This is a genomic window from Microcoleus sp. B4-C1 (assembly GCF_036705285.1).
GTDB lineage: Bacteria > Cyanobacteriota > Cyanobacteriia > Cyanobacteriales > Microcoleaceae > Microcoleus.
This window is the reverse complement of the sequence record NZ_JAUBUC010000017.1, coordinates 1-4586: the sequence shown is the minus strand read 5'-3', so window position 1 is coordinate 4586 and position 4586 is coordinate 1. Positions and strand designations below refer to the sequence as shown.

General features: G+C 45.0%; 4 protein-coding genes. All 4 read left to right on the top strand.

Annotation, left to right across the window (positions count from 1 at the left end; translation table 11 throughout):
* The first annotated feature begins 211 nt into the window (after positions 1 to 211).
* The 4 genes from QUB26_RS09430 to QUB26_RS09415 all read left to right on the top strand — a co-directional run bounded on the left by QUB26_RS09430 (position 212) and on the right by QUB26_RS09415 (position 4554).
* Complete coding sequence (locus tag QUB26_RS09430) at positions 212 to 2620, top strand: glycoside hydrolase family 31 protein (RefSeq protein ID WP_333317680.1); 2409 nt, start codon at positions 212 to 214, stop codon at positions 2618 to 2620.
* Between the two features lie 211 nt (positions 2621 to 2831).
* A complete protein-coding gene (locus tag QUB26_RS09425; RefSeq protein ID WP_333317678.1) occupies positions 2832 to 3176 on the top strand; it encodes a DUF433 domain-containing protein in 345 nt (114 codons plus the stop codon).
* Positions 3151 to 3522: a DUF5615 family PIN-like protein gene (locus QUB26_RS09420; protein WP_333317677.1), complete on the top strand. Its 372-nt coding sequence runs from the start codon at positions 3151 to 3153 to the stop codon at positions 3520 to 3522. Before QUB26_RS09425 ends, QUB26_RS09420 begins: the two co-directional genes overlap by 26 nt.
* Before the next feature lie 339 nt (positions 3523 to 3861).
* A complete protein-coding gene (locus tag QUB26_RS09415; protein WP_333317675.1) occupies positions 3862 to 4554 on the top strand; it encodes a hypothetical protein in 693 nt (230 codons plus the stop codon).
* Positions 4555 to 4586 lie beyond the last annotated feature (32 nt).

The following is a 4586-nucleotide window of genomic DNA, read 5'->3' as shown; positions in this document are numbered from 1 at the left end:
AGGCTCAGTTATTTTCCACTTAATTTATGGCTACCTGTTTCATTTTTTATAGTAGCTTATCCGGCTAGCCACGGTATTGCTGAAGTATATTTTACCGCCTTTGTTAATTTACTTGAAAAGCTGACAAGTTATATTCCTCCTTTAGCTAGATGACGGTAGTCAAGTGCGGCTTGCACGATCGGGTTACTAATTGCCAATTACCAAATCGTATATGCCGCAATACTTCGGAAATCTCCAAACTACTGAACAGCCTTGGTCAACAATCGGTTCGGTAGAATCCATAAATAAAACCGACCGCAACCTTCACTTTAATTGCGGCGAGACCTCCCTAAATATTAGCATCCTCGCACCGAATTTAATCAGAGTGCGAATGTCTCCACAACCCCCCCAACCCCCCCTTAGTAAGGGGGGGCAAGAAATTATATACCAACCCCCCCTTACTAAGGGGGGGCAAGGGGGGGTAGAAAGCCGATCGCACTCAATAACAGTCCCTGACGAAGAGTGGGAAATTACACCATTTGAAGTGCGAGAAACAGACGAAAAAATAGAAATTGAAACAGCACAAATAACGATTTCAGTCAAGCGCGATCGCACTTCCATCGAATGCTTTGACAAATCGGGAAAACCCTTTGCTAGCGACTGCGATCGCAGTATGGGATGGCGCACCGGCGCAACTGCAGGCTGGAAACGCATCGAAGCAGACGAGCACTTCTACGGTTTCGGCGAACGCACCGGCTTTCTCGACAAACTCTCCGAAGTCAAGACAAACTGGACAACCGATTCCCTCGACTACAATTCGCAGACAGATGAAATGTACCAGGCGATCCCATTTTACATCGCCCTGAATCCCGATCGCGCTTACGGCATCTTTTTCAACACCACATTTTGGAGTCAATTCGACATCGGCGCCGAACAACCGGGTGTTTTGCGGATGGAAACCAGAGGCCCGGAACTCGATTACTACATCATTTACGGCCCGGAACCCGCCCAAATTCTCGCCACCTACACGCAGTTAACCGGCCGGATGCCGCTTCCGCCAAAATGGGCGCTGGGATACCACCAATGCCGCTGGAGCTACGAATCAGAGGACATTGTGCGCGAGTTGGCCAAGGAATTTCGCGATCGGGCGATTCCCTGCGATGTCATCCACCTCGACATCGACTATATGAACGGCTACCGCGTTTTTACCTGGAGCCCGAAGCGTTTCCCCGATCCGGCGAAACTGATCGCAGACTTGAAAGCAGCCGGTTTTAAGGTTGTCACGATTGTCGATCCCGGTGTCAAGTACGAACCGGAAGCAGATTATGAAGTATTCGATGAGGGTGTGGAAAATGACTATTTCGTTCGCACCGCAGAGGGAAAGCTATTCCACGGTTACGTTTGGCCGGACAAAGCGGTGTTTCCCGACTTCCTGCGGCCGGAGGTGCGCGAATGGTGGGGCGAATTGCACAAAACTCTGACAGATATTGGGATTGCGGGGATTTGGAACGACATGAACGAACCTGCGATCGCCGAACGGCCTTTTGGTGACGGCGGCGAACACATCAGCTTTCCCCTGGATGCACCGCAAGGCCCGGAATCCGATCGCGCTACCCACGCGGAAACGCACAATTTGTATGGTTTAATGATGGCGAAAGCTTGTGCTGAGGGGTTGCAAAAAGTGCGATCTGGCGATCGATCTTTTGTGCTGACGCGATCGGGTTTTGCGGGCGTTCAGCGTTACTCCTCGGTGTGGATGGGCGACAATCAATCGCAGTGGGAACACTTAGAAATGTCGCTACCAATGCTTTGCAACATGGGGCTTTCCGGCGTGGCGTTTGTCGGTTGCGACATCGGCGGTTTTGCGGGGAATGCAACGGCTGAATTGTTCGCGCGGTGGATGCAGGTGGGGATGCTGTATCCCTTGATGCGCGGTCATTCGGCGATGAGTACGGCGCAGCACGAACCGTGGGTTTTTGGCGATCGCACTGAGAAGATTTGCCGCGAATACATCAATTTGCGCTATCAGTTGTTGCCTTATATTTACACGTTGTTTTGGGAAGCAGCGACGACGGGAACACCGATTTTGCGACCGTTACTATATCACTTTCCGCGCGATCGGGCAACTTACCACCTTTACGATCAAGTATTACTCGGCCCGTCGCTGATGGCTGCACCTGTTTACCGGCCGGGAGTTGAACACCGCGCCGTTTATTTGCCGGAGGGGACTTGGTTTGATTGGTGGACGGGCGAATGCTATCAGGGCCCGATGCACATTTTAGCTTATGCACCTTTGGAGAGAATGCCGCTTTACGTGCGGGGCGGGGGCATAATTGCGATCGCACCTGTGAGGCAATTTGTCAGCGAAGAACCGGTTGAGTCATTAAAAATGCTAATTTGGCCCGGAAGCGGTGAATGGACGCTTTATGAGGACGATGGACACAGTTTTGAACATGAAAAAGGTGTCTGGGCTACGACTAATTACAAGGTGTATTTGGAAGGGGAAAAAATCATCGTTGAAATTGCCGCGCGCGAGGGTCAATTTTTAATATCAGAACGCGAAGTTATTGTGGAAGTTGTTGGCGTTGGCGAACAGCAATTTAGGGATGATGGTGCGGTGCGGCGTTTGACATTTGGATAGTTTGGGGATAAGGATGGAATATTGCCTGTCTGTAGAGTTGAGTTTTGAGATGGCCATGACAGCAGGAAACATAGAGTCTGGGAAGGTCTAGAAAATTGCCCTGTGGATGTTCTATCATGTCCGGTTAATCAGTTATCATAAGAGTGGGAGCTTGTAGCTTGCAAGCGAGACGCTCCCGCTCAATAAGAATCAACAGATGGATAAATAAACCATGCTAATAGAAGAATATTTTGAGTTTTTAGCCGATGATGACATTCGAGTAAAAGGCACAAGAGTAGGAATAGAAAGCATCCTCTATGAATATATTTATCAGCAACGTGCACCAGAGGAAATCTTAAAACACTTTTACACTTTGACCCTCGATCAAGTTTATGCGACAATCCTGTATTATTTGAACAATAAAGTTGCCTTAGATAAATACATCGCAGACTGGCTAGAATGGTCGCACGAACAGCGAAAAGCTCAAGAATTAAACCCTCATCCAGCTTCGGTCAGGCTCCAAAAAATCAAGGAAGAAAGAAATAAAAAAAATGGCACTCAAGTATCTCATGGATGAAAATATTGACCCGATTTATCCTAATCAAATTCGGAGCAAACAAGTAGGATTAATTATTCGGGTCATTGGCGAACCTTCCATACCAGCAAAAGGAACTAAAGACCCTGAAATTTTAGAATGGTGTGAAAAATATGACTTTATCCTAGTCACGAATAACCGTAAATCTATGCCTGTTCACTTAAACGATCATTTGCAAGCCAATCGTCATATTCCTGGAATATTTATTTTAAATGCGAATTTAAGTATAGGGCAAAACATCGATGAATTAATTTTGATTGCTGAATGTTCTTTTCTCAATGAATATCAAGACCAAATTATACATCTACCTATCACTAAAGAGGTTTAATGATGACTCAAGCGATACCGAAATTAATAACTTTTGACGACTTTCTGGAAGGGACACCCAAAAACGGACGCTGTGGGCTACATAACGGAGTTATTTTGGAGATGCCAAATCCAATATGCTCAACTATTTCTGGGTTAGGTTAAAATAATGATTATCTCCCATATAGCTCTGAAAAATTGGCGCAATTTTCAGTCAGTGAATGTTGATCAACTCATAATCTGTTATAATCTCTATGAAATTTTATTACAACCACATTTACGGGAGAACCCTATCACCTAGCTAATTAGTTGCTTGTCGCTGCCCAAAAATCAGAAACTTAATGATTTGGAGAAAAATAGAATGTCTACAACAATTGAAGAAGTTAAGAAGCAGTTATCTAGTCAAAGTGAGCAAGAAAGACTTGCTGCTTTATCAGAGACTCTCAATTATGGTCAACAAGGTTTAGAACTATTGATTGAACAGTCTATCAAAGATCCATCAGACAGAGTTAAACAATTTGCCTACAGAGTTTTTCGTGGTGATAATTCTTGGTTGATGGAAAATACACCAGAAAACTTAATTACTTGCCCAACAGATATTATTACTTGTCTAGCAATAAGTCCAGATAATACTATTTTAGTAGGAGGGAGTTGGAAAAAGATTTGGGTATGGAATTTGCAAACGGGGGAAATAATTCGTAGTATAGAAGGTAGTATTGAAGGACATTCGCACTGGGTTTTGTCTGTGGCTATTAGTCCTGGTGGAAATACATTAGTTAGCGGAGGTGCAGATAAAAATATTAAGGTATGGAATTTAAAAACAGGGCAGGTGATTCGCACGCTCAATGGTCATTCTAGTTGGATTACTGCTGTTGCTATCACTCCTGATGGAAAAACCATTGTGAGCGGTAGCACCACCAAAACCATCAAAACATGGGACTTAAATACGGGGAATGTAAAGGAAACTCTACAAGATCCAAAGGAACTATCTTCCGTTTTGAGCTTATGTATTGGGAGCATCCCGATTTTGCAAGTATACAAAAGTATGATATGATGTATTGTTTTTTTGGAAAACCGACACTTAGC

Excerpts from the sequence above, each read along its gene's own strand:
- QUB26_RS09425 (WP_333317678.1), top strand. The coding sequence starts at position 2,832 with ATGCTAATAGAAGAATATTTTGAGTTTTTAGCCGATGATGACATTCGA.
- QUB26_RS09430 (WP_333317680.1), top strand. The coding sequence starts at position 212 with ATGCCGCAATACTTCGGAAATCTCCAAACTACTGAACAGCCTTGGTCA.
- QUB26_RS09415 (WP_333317675.1), top strand. The coding sequence starts at position 3,862 with ATGTCTACAACAATTGAAGAAGTTAAGAAGCAGTTATCTAGTCAAAGT.
- QUB26_RS09420 (WP_333317677.1), top strand. The coding sequence starts at position 3,151 with ATGGCACTCAAGTATCTCATGGATGAAAATATTGACCCGATTTATCCT.